This window comes from Pseudomonas sp. ASL7 (genome assembly GCF_056680375.1).
Map to the genome: position 1 here is coordinate 258130 of NZ_CM155279.1, position 16534 is coordinate 274663.

18 protein-coding genes are annotated in these 16534 nt (G+C 60.1%); 15 read left to right on the forward strand and 3 right to left on the reverse strand.

The window, feature by feature from the left end; genetic code table 11:
• Window positions 1-18 precede the first annotated feature (18 nt).
• The 13 genes from cobO to AC1MDT_RS01255 all read left to right on the forward strand — a co-directional run bounded on the left by cobO (window position 19) and on the right by AC1MDT_RS01255 (window position 11026).
• Window positions 19-630, forward strand: a complete 612-nt coding sequence (gene cobO, locus AC1MDT_RS01195; RefSeq protein ID WP_201118629.1) for a cob(I)yrinic acid a,c-diamide adenosyltransferase — start codon at window positions 19-21, stop codon at window positions 628-630.
• Window positions 627-2027 carry a cobyrinic acid a,c-diamide synthase CobB gene (locus AC1MDT_RS01200; RefSeq protein WP_480420323.1) on the forward strand — a complete coding sequence of 467 codons (1401 nt, stop codon included), beginning with the start codon at window positions 627-629 and terminating at the stop codon, window positions 2025-2027. The genes cobO and AC1MDT_RS01200 overlap by 4 nt, the downstream gene beginning before the upstream one ends.
• On the forward strand, window positions 2024-2674 hold the full coding sequence (bluB, locus tag AC1MDT_RS01205; protein WP_480420324.1) for a 5,6-dimethylbenzimidazole synthase: 651 nt from the start codon (window positions 2024-2026) through the stop codon (window positions 2672-2674). The genes AC1MDT_RS01200 and bluB overlap by 4 nt, the downstream gene beginning before the upstream one ends.
• Window positions 2671-3579, forward strand: coding sequence for an adenosylcobinamide-phosphate synthase CbiB (gene cbiB / locus AC1MDT_RS01210; protein WP_480420325.1), 909 nt, complete (start codon window positions 2671-2673; stop codon window positions 3577-3579). The genes bluB and cbiB overlap by 4 nt, the downstream gene beginning before the upstream one ends.
• Entirely contained in the window at window positions 3572-4564 is a 993-nt protein-coding gene (gene cobD, locus AC1MDT_RS01215; protein WP_480420326.1) for a threonine-phosphate decarboxylase CobD, read from the forward strand. Before cbiB ends, cobD begins: the two co-directional genes overlap by 8 nt.
• A gap of 29 nt (window positions 4565-4593) precedes the next feature.
• The gene (locus AC1MDT_RS01220) at window positions 4594-6054 is read left to right on the forward strand and encodes a cobyric acid synthase (RefSeq protein WP_480422677.1); all 1461 of its coding nucleotides are present in this window, start codon (window positions 4594-4596) and stop codon (window positions 6052-6054) included.
• A gap of 132 nt (window positions 6055-6186) precedes the next feature.
• Complete coding sequence (cobU, locus tag AC1MDT_RS01225; protein ID WP_480420327.1) at window positions 6187-6708, forward strand: bifunctional adenosylcobinamide kinase/adenosylcobinamide-phosphate guanylyltransferase; 522 nt, start codon at window positions 6187-6189, stop codon at window positions 6706-6708.
• Window positions 6705-7760, forward strand: a complete 1056-nt coding sequence (gene cobT, locus AC1MDT_RS01230) for a nicotinate-nucleotide--dimethylbenzimidazole phosphoribosyltransferase (RefSeq protein WP_480420328.1) — start codon at window positions 6705-6707, stop codon at window positions 7758-7760. Before cobU ends, cobT begins: the two co-directional genes overlap by 4 nt.
• On the forward strand, window positions 7757-8332 hold the full coding sequence (gene cobC / locus AC1MDT_RS01235) for an alpha-ribazole phosphatase family protein (protein ID WP_480420329.1): 576 nt from the start codon (window positions 7757-7759) through the stop codon (window positions 8330-8332). Before cobT ends, cobC begins: the two co-directional genes overlap by 4 nt.
• A 2-nt stretch (window positions 8333-8334) precedes the next feature.
• Window positions 8335-9066, forward strand: a complete 732-nt coding sequence (locus AC1MDT_RS01240) for an adenosylcobinamide-GDP ribazoletransferase (protein WP_480420330.1) — start codon at window positions 8335-8337, stop codon at window positions 9064-9066.
• A 175-nt stretch (window positions 9067-9241) separates the two neighbouring features.
• On the forward strand, window positions 9242-9646 hold the full coding sequence (locus AC1MDT_RS01245) for a MarR family winged helix-turn-helix transcriptional regulator (protein WP_157710851.1): 405 nt from the start codon (window positions 9242-9244) through the stop codon (window positions 9644-9646).
• A 52-nt stretch (window positions 9647-9698) separates the two neighbouring features.
• A complete protein-coding gene (locus tag AC1MDT_RS01250; RefSeq protein ID WP_480420331.1) occupies window positions 9699-10907 on the forward strand; it encodes an MFS transporter in 1209 nt (402 codons plus the stop codon).
• The gene (locus AC1MDT_RS01255; RefSeq protein ID WP_480420332.1) at window positions 10904-11026 is read left to right on the forward strand and encodes a hypothetical protein; all 123 of its coding nucleotides are present in this window, start codon (window positions 10904-10906) and stop codon (window positions 11024-11026) included. Before AC1MDT_RS01250 ends, AC1MDT_RS01255 begins: the two co-directional genes overlap by 4 nt.
• Before the next feature lie 108 nt (window positions 11027-11134).
• Here AC1MDT_RS01255 and AC1MDT_RS01260 read toward each other — a convergent pair whose 3' ends face one another.
• The 3 genes from AC1MDT_RS01260 to AC1MDT_RS01270 form a co-directional block, all read right to left on the reverse strand.
• Window positions 11135-12421, reverse strand: coding sequence for an OmpP1/FadL family transporter (locus AC1MDT_RS01260; RefSeq protein ID WP_480420333.1), 1287 nt, complete (start codon window positions 12419-12421; stop codon window positions 11135-11137).
• Between the two features lie 146 nt (window positions 12422-12567).
• The gene (locus AC1MDT_RS01265; RefSeq protein ID WP_480420334.1) at window positions 12568-13050 is read right to left on the reverse strand and encodes a hypothetical protein; all 483 of its coding nucleotides are present in this window, start codon (window positions 13048-13050) and stop codon (window positions 12568-12570) included.
• A 276-nt stretch (window positions 13051-13326) separates the two neighbouring features.
• The gene (locus tag AC1MDT_RS01270) at window positions 13327-13551 is read right to left on the reverse strand and encodes a hypothetical protein (protein ID WP_007898912.1); all 225 of its coding nucleotides are present in this window, start codon (window positions 13549-13551) and stop codon (window positions 13327-13329) included.
• Window positions 13552-14559: 1008 nt separating this feature from the next.
• On the opposite strand from AC1MDT_RS01270, the gene AC1MDT_RS01275 reads away from it, so the two are divergent.
• Both AC1MDT_RS01275 and AC1MDT_RS01280 read left to right on the forward strand, forming a co-directional pair.
• Window positions 14560-14883 carry a sel1 repeat family protein gene (locus tag AC1MDT_RS01275; RefSeq protein ID WP_480420335.1) on the forward strand — a complete coding sequence of 108 codons (324 nt, stop codon included), beginning with the start codon at window positions 14560-14562 and terminating at the stop codon, window positions 14881-14883.
• Window positions 14884-15058: 175 nt separating this feature from the next.
• Window positions 15059-16423 (forward strand): DNA recombination protein RmuC, encoded by a 1365-nt coding sequence (locus tag AC1MDT_RS01280; RefSeq protein WP_480422678.1) that lies wholly within the window; start codon window positions 15059-15061, stop codon window positions 16421-16423.
• Window positions 16424-16534: the final 111 nt, after the last annotated feature.

The following is a 16534-nucleotide window of genomic DNA, read 5'->3' on the forward strand; positions in this document are numbered from 1 at the left end:
TCAACGGAGAGCTCCCCCATGACTGATTCCCCTGATCGTGACGAACGCCATCTGGCGCGCATGCAGCGCAAAAAAGCCGTGATCGACGAACGCATCGCCAACTCCCCGAATGAATGCGGCCTGCTGTTGGTGCTGACCGGCAACGGCAAAGGTAAAAGCAGTTCAGCCTTCGGCATGCTGGCCCGGTCCATGGGCCATGGCATGCAATGCGGCGTGGTGCAGTTCATCAAAGGTCGCAACAGCACCGGCGAAGAGTTGTTCTTCCGGCGCTTCCCGGAGCAGGTGCGTTTTCATGTGATGGGCGAGGGCTTCACCTGGGAGACCCAGGATCGCCAGCGCGATATCGCTGCCGCCGAAGCCGCCTGGGCCGTGTCGCAGCAATTGCTGCGCGATCCGTCGATTGGCCTGGTGGTGCTCGACGAGTTGAACATCGCGCTGAAGCACGGCTATCTGGATCTCGATCAAGTGCTCAGCGATTTGCAGGCCCGTCCGCCGATGCAGCACGTGGTCGTCACCGGTCGCGGCGCCAAGCCTGAGATGATCGAACTGGCCGATACCGTCACCGAAATGGGCGTGATCAAGCACGCGTTCCAGGCCGGGATCAAAGCGCAAAAAGGCGTCGAACTGTGAGTCAACCACGTCATTGCCCGGCGGTACTGATTGCCGCGCCGGCTTCCGGTCAGGGCAAGACCACCGTCACCGCCGCGCTGGCCCGTTTGCATCGCAATCAGGGGCGCAAGGTTCGCGTGTTCAAATGCGGCCCGGACTTTCTCGACCCGATGATTCTCGAGCGTGCCAGCGGTGCGCCGGTGTACCAACTGGACATGTGGATGGTCGGCGAGCAGGAGAGTCGCCGGCTATTGTGGGAAGCCGCTGGCGAAGCCGACTTGATCCTGATCGAAGGCGTCATGGGGTTGTTCGACGGTACGCCGTCCAGCGCGGACCTGGCGCGGCACTTCGGTGTGCCGGTGCTCGCTGTGATCGACGGCACGGCCATGGCGCAGACGTTTGGCGCACTGGCCCTGGGGCTCGCGCGTTATCAGCCGGACTTGCCATTTGCCGGTGTGTTGGCCAACCGCGTCGGCACGCTGCGTCATGCGCAATTGCTCGAAGGCAGCCTGACCGAAGGGCTGCGCTGGTACGGCGCCTTGTCCCGGGAAACCGGGATCGAATTGCCGAGTCGGCACCTGGGGTTGGTTCAGGCCAGCGAGTTGAACGATCTTGATGTGCGCCTCGATGCGGCGGCGGACGCCTTGGCCAGCAGTTGTGAGGTCGCGCTGCCGCCAGCGGTGGAATTCGCCGCCCCGGATGTGATCGCTGCTGAGCCTTTACTGGCAGGGGTGCGGATAGCGGTCGCCCGCGACGAAGCGTTTGCTTTCACCTATGGCGCGAGCCTGGATTTGCTGCGAGCCATGGGCGCCGAGTTGCTGTTTTTCTCGCCGATCCGTGACGCCCGATTACCAGAGGCAGACAGCCTTTACCTGCCGGGCGGTTATCCTGAATTGCACCATCTGGCGCTGTCACAGAATGCCACGATGCTGGCTGCGATCCGTGCGCACCACGTGGCGGGCAAACCGTTGTTGGCCGAGTGTGGCGGCATGCTTTATCTGCTCGATTCGTTGACCGATGTCGAAGGCACTCGCGCTGAGCTGGTTGGCCTGCTGAGCGGTGATGCGGTGATGCAGAAGCGTCTGGCCGCGTTAGCGTTACAAGCGGTCGAACTGCCCGAAGGTGTGTTGCGCGGGCATACCTATCATCACTCGTTGACCAGCACCGAGCTGGAACCGATTGCTCGTGGTTTAAGCCCTAACGGCGGGCGCGGGGCGGAGGCGGTTTATCGTGAGGGGCGGATGACCGCTTCCTACGTGCACTTCTATTTTCCCTCCAATCCGACCGCTGTAGCCGCGTTGTTTGCGCCTGATCATGACACCGCCATCGCGAGCAGGCTCGCTCCCACATTTGAGAGTGTGTTGCCTGAAGAAATGCTGTCCACTGTGGGAGCGAGCCTGCTCGCGAAGAGGCCATGACCGATAACGCATTCTCCGAAGCCGAACGCGCGGCGGTCTACCGAGCCATCGGCGAACGCCGCGACATGCGTCACTTCAGCGGCGGCAGCGTCGAGCCAGAGTTGCTCAGGCGCCTGCTCGAAGCCGCGCATCAGGCGCCGAGCGTCGGCCTGATGCAGCCTTGGCGTTTCATCCGCATCAGCGATCGGGCCCTGCGCGGCAAGATTCAGGTGCTGGTGGAAGAAGAGCGTATCCGCACCGCCGAAGCCCTCGGCGAGCGCACCGACGAATTCATGAAGCTCAAGGTCGAAGGCATCAACGACTGCGCCGAAGTTCTGGTCGCCGCGTTGATGGATGATCGCGAGCGGCATATTTTCGGCCGTCGCACCTTGCCGGAAATGGACATGGCCTCGTTATCGTGTGCGATCCAGAACCTCTGGCTGGCCTCCCGCGCCGAAGGGCTGGGCATGGGCTGGGTCTCGCTGTTCGAACCGCAAGCGTTGGCGGACCTGCTGGGGTTGCCCATCGGCGCAAAGCCGATGGCGGTGCTTTGCCTCGGACCGGTCAAGGAGTTCTACCCGGCGCCGATGCTGGTGCTCGAAGGCTGGGCGCAGGCGCGTCCACTCAGCGAATTGCTGTATGAGAATTATTGGGGAGAGAGTCAATGAGTGTGGCGTTGTTGAGTGTTGCCGCCGTGGCGCTGGATGCGCTGCTGGGTGAACCCAAACGCTGGCATCCGCTGGTGGCGTTCGGCCGTTTTGCCGACCGCATCGAGCAACGATTCAATGGTGGCGGTCGCGGCTGGCGCAGTCACGGCGTCACCGCGTGGGTGATCGCGGTAGTACCGCTGACGCTGCTGGTCACGGCATTGTCCTGGGCGCCTTATGTCGGCTGGATCGTCGAGATTCTCGCACTCTATTGCGCCCTTGGCCTGCGCAGCCTTGGCGAGCATGTCGTGCCGGTGGCCAGCGCGTTGCGCAGCGACGACCTGGACCAGGCGCGCCAACGCGTGAGTTACCTGGTCAGCCGTCAGACCAGTGAACTGGATAAAACCGAAGTCGCCCGTGCGGCCACCGAGTCGGTATTGGAGAACGGCAGCGACGCGGTGTTTGCCGCGCTGTTCTGGTTTGCCGTGGCTGGCGCGCCGGGCGTGGTGCTCTACCGTTTGAGCAATACGCTGGATGCGATGTGGGGCTACCGCAATGAACGCTTCGAACGTTTCGGTTGGGCCGCGGCAAAAATCGACGACATCCTCAACTACATTCCAGCGCGACTGGTGGCATTGACCTACGCGCTGCTGGGCAAAACCCGACTGGCGCTTAAATGTTGGCGCACCCAAGGCCCGACCTGGGACAGCCCGAATGCCGGTCCGGTAATGGCCGCCGGTGCGGGAGCACTTGGCGTCGAGTTGGGCGGGGCGGCGATTTATCACGGTGAACTGCATCAGCGTCCACCACTGGGCGAAGGCGTGCCGGCGGATGCCGACGCCATTGACCGTGGCTGGCAATTGGTCCAGCGCGGCGTAGGGTTATGGCTGCTGATTCTCTGCGTGGGGGCTGAATTTTATGCTTGAACACGGTGGTCGGTTACGTAAAGCGGCGCTCGATTTCGGCATTGCCGAAGCCGATTGGCTCGACTTGTCCAGTGGCCTCGCGCCCTGGCCGTTTGCGGTTCCGGAGATTGCGCAGCAGATCTGGGCGCGTTTGCCGGAAACCGATGATGGCCTGGAGCAGGCCGCTTGCGATTATTACGGCGCCGCCCAGGTGTTGCCGGTTGCCGGTTCGCAAATGGCGATCCAGCTGCTGCCACGATTGCGTCGGGCCGGCAAGGTCGGCGTGCTATCACCCTGTTACGCCGAACACGCCGAAGCATGGCGACGCAATGGCTACATTGTGCGCGAGGTGATAGAGCAGGAAGTCGACTTCTATCTCGACAGCTTCGACGTGCTGGTGGTGGTCAATCCGAACAATCCCACTGGCCTGAGCCTGCCCCCAAGCAGGCTGCTCGACTGGCATGCACGACTGGCTCAGCGCGGTGGCTGGCTGGTGGTCGACGAGGCGTTCATGGACAACACGCCGTCCTTGAGCCTGGCGCCTTTTACCCATCAGGTCGGTTTGATTGTGCTGCGCTCCTTCGGCAAGTTTTTCGGCCTGGCCGGTGTGCGGCTGGGTTTTGTCCTGGCCGAGCGCAAGCTGCTCAAGTTGCTGGCCGAACAAGTGGGGCCGTGGGCGGTCAGCGGGCCTACCCGGGTGGTCGGCCACGCCTGCCTGCTGGATACCGAAGGGCACGTCAGGCAACGGGCGCGCACCGAAGCGGCCAGCGAGCGTCTGGCGCTGCTGCTTGAGCAGCACGGCTTCAAGCCCCAGGGTGGTTGCGCGCTGTTCCAATGGCTGATCACCGAACGCGCCGAACAGCTGCATGAATTCATGGCCCGGCGCGGCATCCTGCTGCGGCTATTCACCCATAACAGCAGCCTGCGTTTTGGTTTGCCCGGCAATGAAGCGGACTGGGCGCGTCTCGCGCAAGCGTTCGGTGCCTACGCTGAGGAAAACCGATGACTGAGTTGATAGCTCCGAGCGCCACTTCGATGGTTCCGAGCGCCACTTTGATGGTGCAAGGCACTACGTCGGACGCCGGCAAAAGCACACTGGTGACAGCGCTGTGTCGTTGGGTCACGCGTCAAGGCGTGCGCGTCGTGCCATTCAAACCGCAAAACATGGCGCTCAACAGCGCAGTGACTGCCGACGGTGGCGAGATCGGGCGCGCGCAAGCGGTGCAGGCCCAGGCGGCCAACCTTGAGCCGCACACCGACATGAACCCGGTGTTGCTCAAACCCAACAGCGACACCGGTGCCCAGGTGATCATTCATGGCCGCGCTGTCACGACGATGAACGCCGTCGCCTATCACGATTACAAAGCCATCGCGATGCAAGCGGTACTGGCCTCCCATGCACGGTTGAGCGCGGCGTATCCGGTGGTGATGGTTGAAGGTGCCGGCTCGCCCGCCGAGATCAATCTTCGCGCCGGTGACATTGCTAATATGGGCTTTGCCGAGGCGGTGGATTGTCCGGTTGTGCTGATTGCCGACATCAATCGCGGCGGTGTCTTCGCCCATCTGGTGGGGACCCTGGAACTGTTGTCGCCAAGCGAACAGGCGCGGGTCAAAGGTTTCATCATCAACCGCTTTCGCGGCGACATCGCCTTGCTGCAATCGGGCCTCGATTGGCTGGAGGCGCGCACCGGCAAGCCGGTGATCGGCGTGTTGCCCTACGTGATGGATCTGCACCTGGAAGCCGAAGACGGCATCGATCAGCGTCAGATCGACAAGGCAGATCAGGTGCTGAAAGTACTGGTGCCGGTGCTGCCGCGCATCAGCAACCACACGGATTTCGATCCGCTGCGCCTGCATCCACAAGTGGATCTGCAATTTATAGGTCCCGGCCAGACGATTCCGCCCGCGGATCTGGTTATTCTCCCCGGTTCGAAAAGCGTGCGCAGCGACCTTGAGTATCTGCGGGCCAGCGGCTGGGATAGCGCTATTGCCCGACACTTGCGCTACGGCGGCAAAGTGTTGGGGATCTGTGGCGGTCTGCAAATGCTCGGCGAACAGGTGCACGACCCTCTGGGGCTCGAGGGCGCGCCGGGTTCCAGTGCCGGTTTGGGCTTGCTGGCGTTCGACACGCAGCTCGAAGCAGAGAAGCAATTACGTAACGTGCGCGGGCGTCTGGCGTTGGAAAATGCAGCCGTCAGCGGCTACGAAATTCATGCCGGCGTGACGACTGGGCCGGCCCTGGAAAACGCCGCCGTGCAGTTGGACGATGGGCGCTGCGATGGTGCACAAAGTGTCGATGGGCAGATTTTCGGAACGTATCTGCATGGGCTCTTCGAATCACCGGCGGCGTGCAGTGCGCTGTTGCGCTGGGCGGGTTTGCAAAAGGTCCAGGAGGTCGATTACCACGCATTGCGCGAGCGCGATATCGAGCGGTTGGCGGATTTGGTGGAGAAGCATCTGGATACTCGGCTATTGCGCGAACTCTGCGGGATTTAAGGTGATTTGAAGTAAGCCATCGCGAGCAAGCTCGCTCCCACATTGGATTTTCGGCGTTCACAGAGCCCCTGTGGGAGCGAGCTTGCTCGCGATGAGGCCCGTCGCTCCACCGCCAATTAGAAGGTTATAAGTATGCTGCAACTGATCCTCGGCGGCGCCCGTTCCGGTAAAAGTCGCCTGGCCGAAAAACTCGCGTCCGACAGCGCTCTGGCGGTCACCTACATCGCCACCAGCCAAGCCCTCGACGGCGAAATGAACGAACGGGTGGCCCATCACCGCGCCCGTCGTCCGGCCGAATGGGCGTTGATCGAAGAACCACTGGAACTGGCCCGCGTGCTGCGCGAAACCGCCAGCGAAGAGCATTGCTTGCTGGTGGACTGCCTGACGCTGTGGATGACCAATCTGCTGATGCTCGACAATTCCGAGCGCCTGACGGCCGAACGGGAGGCCTTGCTGGACTGCCTGGCGTCATTGCCAGGTGAAATCATTTTTGTCAGCAACGAGACCGGAATGGGTGTCGTACCGCTGGGCGAATTGACTCGCCGCTACGTCGATGAAGCCGGTTGGCTGCATCAAGCTTTGGCCGAGCGCTGTCAGCGAGTCGTCTTGACCGTCGCCGGCCTGCCCCTGACTTTAAAAGGAACCGCGTTATGACTCAATCCTGGTGGCTGAACCCGTGCAAGCCGATCGATACCCAAGCGGTCGAGCAGGCAGAGGCCCGTCAACAGCAGCTGACCAAACCCGCCGGTTCCCTCGGTCAACTGGAGGCGGTGGCAGTGCAACTGGCGGGTTTGCAGGGGCGGGTCAAACCGCATCTGGATGAACTCTGGATCGCCATTTTTGCCGGTGACCATGGCGTGGTGGCCGAAGGCGTGTCGGCGTTTCCCCAGGAGGTCACGGGGCAGATGCTGCACAACTTCGTCAGCGGTGGTGCGGCGATCAGCGTGTTGGCGCGACAGCTGGGGGCTGCTCTGGAGGTGGTTGATCTCGGCACCGTGACGCCGTCCTTGAACCTGCCGGGCGTGCGTCACCTGAATCTCGGTCCGGGCACGGCGAATTTCGTCGAGGGCCCCGCCATGACGGCGGCCCAAGGCGAGCTCGCCCTGCAGGCGGGTCGCGACAGTGTGCTACGCGCCATTGCAGCGGGCACGCAGTTGTTTATCGGCGGTGAGATGGGCATCGGCAATACCACCGCGGCCAGCGCGTTGGCCTGTGCGTTGCTGGATTGCCCCGTGGTGCATTTGACCGGGCCGGGCACCGGGCTGAACGCGGCGGGTGTCAGCCATAAAGCCCGGGTCATCGAGCGCGCGTTGGCGGTGCACCAGGCTCAGCGCGGTGATCCGTTGCAAACCCTGTTTAACCTCGGCGGTTTTGAAATTGCCGCACTGGTCGGTGCGTACCTGGCCTGTGCTCAGGAAGGCGTCGCGGTGCTGGTAGACGGGTTCATCTGCAGCGTCGCCGCGTTGGTGGCAGTGCGATTGAATCCTGCGTGCCGTCAGTGGCTGTTGTTCGGTCATCGCGGCGCCGAACCGGGTCATCGTCATGTGTTGGAAACCCTGAACGCTGAACCCTTGCTGGACCTCGGTCTGCGTTTGGGCGAGGGCAGCGGCGCTGCATTGGCTGTGCCGCTGCTGCGTCTGGCCTGCGACCTGCACGGGCAAATGGCGACTTTCGCCGAAGCTGCGGTGGCGGATCGCCCGGCATGACCTTGCGCCTCGATCTGTTGCGCCACGGTGAAACCGAACTCGGTGGCGGCTTGCGCGGCAGCCTCGACGATGCGCTGACCGACAAGGGCTGGGCGCAGATGCGTGCGGCAGTGGTTGAGCAGGGGCCCTGGGATCGCCTGGTCAGCTCGCCGTTGCAGCGTTGTGCGCGGTTCGCCGAAGCGCTCGGGGCGCAACTGGGGTTGCCGGTGCAGCTGGAGAAAGACCTGCAAGAACTGCACTTCGGTGCATGGGAAGGGCAGAGCGCTGCAGCGCTGATGGAAACCGATGCCGAAGCGTTGGGGCTGTTCTGGGCCGACCCTTATTCGTTCACCCCACCTCAGGGTGAGCCCGTCGCGGACTTTTCAGCGCGAGTGTCGGCGGCGATCGATCGGTTGCACGCGACCTGTGCCGGCGAGCGCGTGTTGCTGATCAGTCACGGCGGCGTCATGCGTTTGTTGCTGGCGCGGGCACGGGGACTGCCCCGTGAGCAGTTGCTCAACGTTGAAGTCGGTCATGGTGCGTTGTTTTCGCTGTCGGTCGAGTCGGGTGGCCAGCTTAAGGAAGTGCTCTGATCATGTTGCCGTTCTGGATCGCCCTGCAATTCTTGAGCAGCCTGCCGATTCGTCTGGCGGGCATGCCGACGCCAGAGGCGGTGGGGCGGTCGCTGTTGTTTTATCCGCTGGTCGGTCTGCTGTTTGGCGTGATTTTGTGGGCGCTGAACTGGGTTTTGCAGGGCGCACCGTTATTGCTCCACGCCGCGTTGCTGCTGACGGCGTGGGTGTTGCTCAGCGGCGCGCTGCACCTGGACGGCCTGGCCGACAGTGCCGATGCGTGGCTCGGTGGGTTCGGCGACCGTGAGCGCACGCTGACGATCATGAAAGACCCGCGCAGCGGGCCGATCGCGGTCGTGACGCTGGTGCTGGTGTTGTTGCTTAAATTCGCTGCGTTGCTGACATTGATCGAGCAGCAGCATGGCGCTGTGCTGATCATCGTTCCATTGATGGGGCGTGGCGCAATGCTGGGCTTATTCCTGACCACGCCTTATGTGCGTGCCGGTGGTTTGGGGCAGGCGCTGGCCGATCATCTTCCACGTTCGGCTGGCAAGCAGGTGTTGGCGGTCAGTGCGTTAGCCTGTGTTCTGATTGCAGGCCTCAGCGCTGTGTGGGCGCTTGCGTTGTCGGCGGTGGTGTTTGTCTGGCTGCGGAAAACGATGCTCCGGCGATTGGGTGGCACGACGGGTGATACGGCGGGGGCATTGCTGGAATTGCTAGAGGTTGCGGTGTTGGTGGGGTTGGCATTGACCTGATATTTATGTGGTTGATGTGCTGGCCCCTTCGCGAGCAAGCTCGCTCCCACATTGGAATGTGGTCACCTGTGGGAGCGAGCTTGCTCGCGATTGCGGTTTACCAGACACTCTCAAAACCTCTGAACGAACTCATCTGTAACTTGATTTAATACAACCGCGGGTATATACACGCACCATGCTCGACTCTCAATGTTTATGCATCAATCTGCGACGCGCCGCCCGTGGCGTCAGCAGGCATTACGACGGCGCTCTCGACGGCTTCGGGATCAACGTTGCCCAGTATTCTCTGTTGTGCAATCTACAGCGTCTGGACCAACCGAGTATTTCCACCCTGGCCGAAGCGATGGGGCTGGATCGCAGTACTCTCGGGCGCAATTTGCGAGTACTGGAAGGCGAAGGGTTGCTCACGCTGGTCGAGGGCGAGGACATGCGCAACCGCATTGTGAGGCTTACCGAGGCCGGTGTTGAACGGCTGGCAGCTGCGTTGCCTGCGTGGGAAGCGGCGCAGCAGCGCTTGATTGATCGCCTGGGCGCCGAGAAGCGCGAAACCTTGCTGAGACTGCTGGACGAACTGGCTTGAGGCCAGTTTGTATGATCTTAAGCGGGTATATACCCGCTACCGGAGAACAAGAATGACATCGATGTGGCGTACGTGCGGGTGGGTTCTGTTGGGGAGTGCGCTGATTCTTGCGTTGTCGCTGGGCGTGCGGCACGGCTTCGGGCTGTTTTTGGCGCCGATGAGTGCGGAGTTTGGTTGGGGGCGCGAGACGTTTGCTTTTGCCATCGCCTTGCAAAACCTGATCTGGGGGCTGGCGCAGCCATTCACCGGTGCGTTGGCTGACCGTTTCGGCGCCGCGAAAGTGGTGCTGGTTGGCGGTGTGCTGTATGCCTTGGGCTTGATGTTCATGGGCTTGTCCGACTCGGCGGTGACATTGTCCCTGAGTGCGGGTCTGTTGATTGGTATCGGCCTGTCGGGTACGTCGTTTTCGGTGATTCTTGGCGTGGTCGGGCGCGCAGTACCGGCGGAGAAACGCAGTATGGGCATGGGCATCGCCAGTGCCGCCGGCTCTTTTGGCCAGTTCGCCATGTTGCCGGGGACGCTGGGGCTGATCGGCTGGCTCGGCTGGTCGGCGGCATTGCTGGTGCTGGGCTTGTTAGTGGCATTGATCGTGCCGCTGGTGAGCATGCTCAAGGATAAGCCATTGCCGCTGCTGGGCCATGAACAAACCTTGTCCGAAGCCCTGCGCGAGGCGTGCTCGCATTCGGGTTTCTGGCTGCTGGCGTTCGGCTTTTTTGTCTGCGGTTTCCAGGTGGTGTTCATTGGCGTGCATTTGCCGGCGTATCTGGTGGATCAGCATCTTCCGGCCACCGTGGGCACCACGGTGCTGGCGCTGATCGGGCTGTTTAATATCTTCGGTACTTATACCGCTGGCTGGCTCGGCGGGCGGATGTCCAAGCCGCGTTTGCTCACCGCTCTGTATGTGCTGCGGGCAGTGGTGATCGGGTTATTTCTGTGGGCGCCGGTGACGACCACCACCGCGTATCTGTTTGGCATGGCGATGGGCTTCTTGTGGCTGTCGACGGTGCCGTTGACCAACGGCACTGTGGCGACTTTGTTCGGTGTGCGAAATCTGTCCATGCTCGGCGGGATTGTTTTCCTGTTCCACCAAATTGGATCGTTCCTCGGCGGGTGGTTGGGCGGGGTCGTGTATGACCGGACCGGAAGTTACGACTTGATCTGGCAGGTGGCGATTCTCTTGAGCCTGGTGGCCGCTGCCCTGAACTGGCCGGTGCGTGAGCGGCCGGTGGCGCGTCTGCAAACCCAAATGAGTGTGGCATGAACAGTCTCTGGCCGCGTATCGCTGTAAGCGCCGTCTGCGCCTTGCTGCTGGCCCTGGCGTGGTGGGGGTGGCATCAGGGCGGGTTGGCATTGATGCAGCTGGGCATGGGTGTTTGCTAGCACGATGTAAGGACGAATAACGACGCCCACTAAAAAGCCCCGCCTCTGTACAAGAGAGCGGGGCTTTTTCAATTCAGGCGGCGAGGGGTTCAGGTCCGCCGTGAATCATCAGAAGCGGTAGGTCGCGCCAACACCGAAACCGTTCGCACTGTTTTCGTACTTGGCGTTGTAGGACTGACCCAAAGCGTTAGAGTCGTTGACAGTGACAGATTGTTCCTTGAGGTAAGAGTAAGCCACATCAATGGTCCAGTCGTCGGTTGGGCTGAAGCCCGCACCGACACTGAAGATAGTCCGGTCGCCGGTAGGAATGCGTGGTGAACGATCAGTGTTGTTGGTGGGCGACTGGTCAAGGGAGAGACCGGTACGCAGTACCCACTGCTTGTTCAACTGGTAGGAAGTACCCACGGCGTAGGCCCAGGTGTCATGCCAGTTCTGTTCTTCCGTGATGGTACCAACGATTGGTGGGGCGAGGGCGCCACCGCTTTGTGCCGTTACGCCTTCGTTGTTGATCGTGATGTCTTTCAGGCGGCTCCAGCGAGTCCAGGTAGCACCGGCATAGAGCTTCCAGGCTTCATTCAGATCTTGAGTCACGGAAAGGTCATAGGACTCAGGTGTTTCGATCTTCAGCGAGGCATCGTAACGGTTGGATTTGAGCAGCTGAGGTGGCACGCCAGCGGCGGCAGTCACATCGGTGTGGCCGTCGAGCTTGTAATTCACTTTCGAGTGATAGGTCAGGCCCACGCGAGTGGTGTCGGTGGCTTGCACCAGGACGCCGGCGTTAAAGCCCAAGGCCGTATCGTCGCCCTTGACCTCCACATTGTTGTCGCCAGTGCGGGGGATAGGGAGACCAATGTCCGATTCCAGGGTGCCGGAAATCCGGTTGATGGTAGGGCCAAAACCGATCGATACTTTATCGTTGAATGCGTAGCTGACGGTTGGCTGCAGAGTGACGACTTTGACTTCGCTCTTGCTGCCGAAAGCGCGGCCCTGAAAGCCGTTTTCGTAGTTGGTGACCAGCCCGAACGGAGCGTAGACACCAAAACCAACAGCCCATTCATCGTTGAGTTTATTTGTATAGAAACCCATCGGTACTGTAGTGAACGGGACCATATCGCCTTTGTTGGTTCCGCTGGAACGGCCGCCGGTATCGCTGATATCGGTCTTGGCGTCGATCGATGCGATACCTCCAGTGATTTGCTGGCCTTTGAGGCGGGCCATACCGGCAGGGTTGCCGACAACTGTACTGGCATCATCGGCAGATGAAGAGCGCCCCGCAAAACCAGTCCCCATTCCGCTGATGCTCTGTTCGTTAAGGGCAAAGCCACTCGCAAAGATCTGGGAGGATGCCAAGGCAACGGCGAGGCTAATGGTGGTTTTGAGCATTACTTTTTTCATTATTAGAACTCCTTGTGATCACCGTGGCGAAAATTACCAACATTTTCGTCCCAGCGCCATAGGCTGTATTGCTTGATTTAGAGCGGTTTTGTAGGACAATCAGACCAGATTCGCGACCTGATGTGCGATCTTGTGGAAATGGCGGATCAGCAGGCGACCTGATTCAACGATGAAACACAGGTTTGCCAGGCGTAGGTGAAGTCTCTCAGGCGTCCTTGAGGCTGGAAGGTCTGGCGCCAGATTCGGGCCATTCCCAGCAGGTCGTCTGCTTCGGGGAGTGGGGTGTTCTGTTCTTCTACCAGCAGCCACGCGATAGCGGTGGCGTAACGCAGGTTGACGGTCAATTCGAGGTGCGGGCTACTCAGGAAGGCATGTTGGCTGGCCAGGCCGCGGACCAGGCTTGCGCGTTCCGGGTCAAGTGCCAGGTACCGGTCCCAGAGTGCCTGGTGGCGGGGTTCGGCGATTCGGTACAGGCCGTGTCCGCGGCGGTCATGCAGGGCGGTACCAAGGGCAGACTGGCTGGCGGCGATGCCCAGCAGCAGGGATTCGGCAGTTGCGCTATGGCGTCCGAGATAGATCAATGTCGGACGGATTACATAGCGGCACAGTTCGCTGGCAGCGATACCCATAAAACCCTCGAAACATCAAATGGGCGGCGATACCTGAAGGGGCCTTGGCAGCAGTGATCGGTTCAGGCTCGCCGGAAGCGGAACAAAGGCCGCTTGAGTTGAAGTGTAGTGTCATATTTGCGCTATAAAGGACTGTTTTTAAAATATTTCCAGCTTCGAGTTATAACCGTTATATCGGTTGGTGCTTAGGCGTAGTTGGCCAAAAGAGAAATATCGGGCAATAAAAAGCCCCGCTTTTTGAGCAGGGCTTTTGGGGGTTTCAGTCTTTGCGGCGTATCAGGCAACCAGTGCCTGACGGGTACGCTCGATCACAGCCTGCAGCGGTTCGGCGCTGGAATATTGATCGGGGTACAGGCGTTCGCTGTGACGAGCGATGCCGTGTTCATTGACCAGAGTGAAGCTGAAGCAGCCTTTGCGAGCGGCCATGATCAGGCAGTTCATTGGTGCAAAAGCGTTGGTGAGGGTGCGAATGGCATCCTGGGTATGGATTTGAGTAGACATAATTGGTGTTCCTGCAAGCGACACGGATAAGAACCGTGCAAAGTTAAAACGTTCCAGTGACGACGACCACCATTGGTCGAACGAAGAACCCGACTGGAACAAAGCAGCCAGTTTGAAGCGCTAATGAGTTTGGCGCGCTTGGGCTGGCAGGTAGGTACTTAGGAGGGCAGGCAACACATCAAGGGCAAAGGTTCTGGGCCCGGGGTGAAGATCCTGATCAATTTGCAGGTTGGTTCGGTCAGAGTAAGTGAGCTTGGCAACACCCTTTGCTTTCGATTCAAAGGCTGTGTTGGTGCAAGGTTTACCTGGAAACCATCGAGGTGGTCGATCCCGCTTTTTCGGTTGAAGCTTCTTTCGGGAAGGCTGTCCGGGGGATTTGTTCGACCAGAATTGACTTTCAGCTTGGTACTAACGCCGCGGATACTAACGGATTGAATTGCCGAAGGGAAGCGTGTTAGCAAAAAAATCCCTGAAGTCCATTCAAGCGATAACGCAGGCTTCGCCAGCTGCTACGGAGTATGCGGGCAGCTGAATGTGTTTAACCCGCCCTGTAATAGCACAAAATCCGACGGCTGGTCGTCGACCTTCGTCCTGCCAGGGCCTGCCTGAATCAAGGGTTTGCGCAGGTTTATCCCCAGGCTCAGGTAAAAAATGCGCCGAAAAAGAGCGTCGATATAACCGCCTCGAAGGGACTTGTGCACATATGTCGGGCAGCCTGTCACCGCGCTGTCATCTTCCCTTCAACTGCAGTGGGTGCCTGTAACCAAAATTTAAGTCAATGAAAAACATCGCTTTTTTTTACTGGTGAAAAAATCGTCAGTTTGACTGCGAGCCCCATTCCATAGGGCTTTGCGAGAGTTCAAGGGCGGTTGTCCACTGAGTTATCCACAGCTTCTGTGGATTGTCCCGAGCGCTTGCTCTAGGACGGGCGTGCAGGTTTTTTTAGACTTTACCTGTAAGAAAAAAAGAGTAGAGTTGCGCGCCTTCCGATCCGCCCCACAGAACTTTATGAAGTTTCGCTCTGCATCAATCTCCGCAACCGCTACACCTGTCGGTGTTGTCCCACCCAAGCGCTTTTCGATACGGCTGGCCGAGTGGCTTCTGGATAGCCCGCGACTGGGTGATAACCCCAACGTGAAGCATTTTGCCGGACGTTTGCTCAAGCAGCCGGCCCGCGAAGGGGTTGTGGTCGCGCAAAGTCGCCTGGGCCAGTTGATGTGCCGTGAATGCGGCAATGCCCGGGACCGCCGGATTGGTCATGATCTTTTGCGTCAGGCCGCGCGGGCAGGGGATCGGCGCGCCCAGCAGGAACTTGGCCAGATCGAAGACTGAGCTGTCCAAGACCTGACGCCTTGGTTAACCTTCAAGTTTTATCTCATCGGCAGGAGTCGCTATGGCTATGGACTTGACCAGCATTTTGCTCGGTCTGGCGGGCGCTGCATTGCCGTTACTGGTACTGGCCTGGCAACTTCAACGCCGGGCGAGCACCACGCAGTCAGCGGTAGCGTTGCTGGAGGAGCGTCTGGCCATCGCCCATCTGGCGCAGGATGGCTTGAACGCTCAACTCGAAGCGTGTCGCGACGAAATTGCCGATCTGGGTCAGGCCAATGCCGCCAAACAGGCAGACCTGGCCGCCGTGCGCCGTGAAGTCGAACTGCTGCAGATCGAACGTGACGATGCCCGCGACGCTTCCCACGCCTGGAATCTCGAGCGAGCCGGTAAAGATGCCGAGTTGCGCCGTCTGGATGCTCAGGCGGCCTCGCTCAATGCAGAATTGCGCGAGCAGCAGGAAAGCCATCAGCAGCGCCTCAGCGACCTGCAGGGCTCGCGAGACGAGTTGCGCGCGCAGTTTGCCGAGCTTGCCGGGAAAATCTTCGACGAGCGTGAGCAGCGTTTTGCCGAAACCAGTCAGCAGCGATTGGGACAATTGCTCGATCCCTTGAAGGAACGCATCCAGTCTTTCGAAAAACGTGTCGAAGAAAGCTATCAGGCTGAAGCCCGTGAGCGCTTTTCCCTGGCCAAGGAACTGGAGCGCCTGCAACAGCTCAACCTGCGTCTGAGCGACGAAGCCACCAACCTGACCCGCGCGCTGAAAGGTCAGAAAACCCAAGGTAACTGGGGCGAGCTGATTCTAGAGCGAGTGCTTGAGCATGCGGGGCTGGAGAAGGGCCGCGAGTACCAGACCCAGGTTAATCTCAAGGGGCCCGACGGTGAGCGGTTTCAGCCGGACGTGATCATTTATCTGCCGGGCGACAAGCAGGTCGTGGTCGATTCCAAAGTCAGCCTCACGGCCTATCAGCAATACGTGGCAGCGGAAGACGATGCCATTGGCCAAATTGCTATCAAGCAGCACGTGCTGTCACTGCGTAGTCATGTCAAAGGCTTGGCCGGCAAGGATTACAAACGTCTCGACGGCTTGCACAGCCTGGATTTCGTCTTGCTCTTCGTACCGATCGAAGCGGCGTTTTCCGCCGCATTGCAGGCTGAGCCGACGCTGTTCCAGGAGGCTTTCGACCGCAATATCGTGATTGTCAGCCCGACTACTTTGCTGGCCACACTTCGGGTCATCGACAGCCTGTGGAAACAAGAACGGCAGAGCCAGAACGCCCGGGAAATCGCCGAGCGCGCCGGGTGGCTGTACGACAAGTTCGTATTGTTCATTCAGGATCTGGATGAAGTCGGCAATCGCTTACAGCAACTGGATAAGGCCTATAGCTCCGCGCGCAACAAGCTGACAGAAGGACGCGGCAACCTGGTCAGCCGCAGTGAGCAGCTCAAGCTGCTGGGCGCGCGCGCTAGCAAGAGTTTGCCAGCGGACTTGCTGGAGCGGGCAATGACCGATGTCGATGGGCTGGCGGAATTGCCGGAATAAAGATCAAAAGATTGCAAGCTTCGCCAGCTCCTACACACTACTGATCTTGTAGGAGCGAGCTTGCTCGCGATGAACTCAAGAGCAACGCGTTTACTCCGGAAAAACGCGTTA

Excerpts from the sequence above, each read along its gene's own strand:
- cobO (WP_201118629.1), top strand. The coding sequence starts at position 19 with ATGACTGATTCCCCTGATCGTGACGAACGCCATCTGGCGCGCATGCAG.
- bluB (WP_480420324.1), top strand. The coding sequence starts at position 2,024 with ATGACCGATAACGCATTCTCCGAAGCCGAACGCGCGGCGGTCTACCGA.
- cbiB (WP_480420325.1), top strand. The coding sequence starts at position 2,671 with ATGAGTGTGGCGTTGTTGAGTGTTGCCGCCGTGGCGCTGGATGCGCTG.
- cobD (WP_480420326.1), top strand. The coding sequence starts at position 3,572 with ATGCTTGAACACGGTGGTCGGTTACGTAAAGCGGCGCTCGATTTCGGC.
- AC1MDT_RS01220 (WP_480422677.1), top strand. The coding sequence starts at position 4,594 with ATGGTTCCGAGCGCCACTTTGATGGTGCAAGGCACTACGTCGGACGCC.
- cobU (WP_480420327.1), top strand. The coding sequence starts at position 6,187 with ATGCTGCAACTGATCCTCGGCGGCGCCCGTTCCGGTAAAAGTCGCCTG.
- cobT (WP_480420328.1), top strand. The coding sequence starts at position 6,705 with ATGACTCAATCCTGGTGGCTGAACCCGTGCAAGCCGATCGATACCCAA.
- cobC (WP_480420329.1), top strand. The coding sequence starts at position 7,757 with ATGACCTTGCGCCTCGATCTGTTGCGCCACGGTGAAACCGAACTCGGT.
- AC1MDT_RS01240 (WP_480420330.1), top strand. The coding sequence starts at position 8,335 with ATGTTGCCGTTCTGGATCGCCCTGCAATTCTTGAGCAGCCTGCCGATT.
- AC1MDT_RS01245 (WP_157710851.1), top strand. The coding sequence starts at position 9,242 with ATGCTCGACTCTCAATGTTTATGCATCAATCTGCGACGCGCCGCCCGT.
- AC1MDT_RS01250 (WP_480420331.1), top strand. The coding sequence starts at position 9,699 with ATGACATCGATGTGGCGTACGTGCGGGTGGGTTCTGTTGGGGAGTGCG.
- AC1MDT_RS01255 (WP_480420332.1), top strand. The coding sequence starts at position 10,904 with ATGAACAGTCTCTGGCCGCGTATCGCTGTAAGCGCCGTCTGCGCCTTG.
- AC1MDT_RS01260 (WP_480420333.1), bottom strand. The coding sequence starts at position 12,421 with ATGAAAAAAGTAATGCTCAAAACCACCATTAGCCTCGCCGTTGCCTTG.
- AC1MDT_RS01265 (WP_480420334.1), bottom strand. The coding sequence starts at position 13,050 with ATGGGTATCGCTGCCAGCGAACTGTGCCGCTATGTAATCCGTCCGACA.
- AC1MDT_RS01270 (WP_007898912.1), bottom strand. The coding sequence starts at position 13,551 with ATGTCTACTCAAATCCATACCCAGGATGCCATTCGCACCCTCACCAAC.
- AC1MDT_RS01275 (WP_480420335.1), top strand. The coding sequence starts at position 14,560 with ATGAAGTTTCGCTCTGCATCAATCTCCGCAACCGCTACACCTGTCGGT.